The sequence below is a fragment of the Vibrio sp. 2134-1 genome (assembly GCF_033339495.1).
Window position 1 is genome coordinate 1 of sequence record NZ_JAWOUS010000641.1, and the last position, 610, is coordinate 610.

Consider the following 610-nt stretch of genomic DNA (forward strand, 5'->3'; position numbering starts at 1 on the left):
GGTTCATCAGATCACATATTTTAAAGATGCATTCTCTGCTTGGGAGCAGTGGAATCTGACCGATTTTGATTACAAATGCGAACATGTGTTGGCATTAAAATCTGCACTAGAAGGACAGAATGCTGTTGTGGCGAAAGTAGTGTCTTACCACTTGCAACAAGCGTCTGCACTGCTTGCAGAACCTCATCAGTTAGTGGGCCCTACGGGGGAAACTAACGAGCTGTACGCGGCTGGTCGTGGTGTGGCTTTGGTGATTTGTGAAAACAACATCGAAAACACTGAAAACGCGCTGTACAGCACTTTTGCAATGATCACTTGTGCCCTCATCGCAGGTAACAGTGTTGTGATTTGCAGCGACAATGCCGAGCTAAACCGACTGGTTGAGCAAGCGGTATCGTCAACAAACTTCCCATCTAACTTAGTCCAAGTAGTTGCGTACGATGCGTCTGCCCCGTTGCTAGAAAGCGATGTACGTAGTGTGGGTTATGTTGGGCATTCTCAGGTTGAGCATGCGCTCAATCTTCAATTGGCTAAGCGCGATGGTGCTATCGTTGGCTTAGTTTCTGAAACGGATTTGGAGTCACCAAAACTGGCTCACGATCCGCATCTC

1 protein-coding gene is annotated in these 610 nt (G+C 47.5%); it reads left to right on the forward strand.

Features of this window, described 5'->3' with window-relative positions; all coding sequences use genetic code 11:
* On the forward strand, positions 1–610 hold a 610-nt coding region (locus R7R78_RS27700; RefSeq protein WP_225474802.1), incomplete at both ends, for a 1-pyrroline-5-carboxylate dehydrogenase.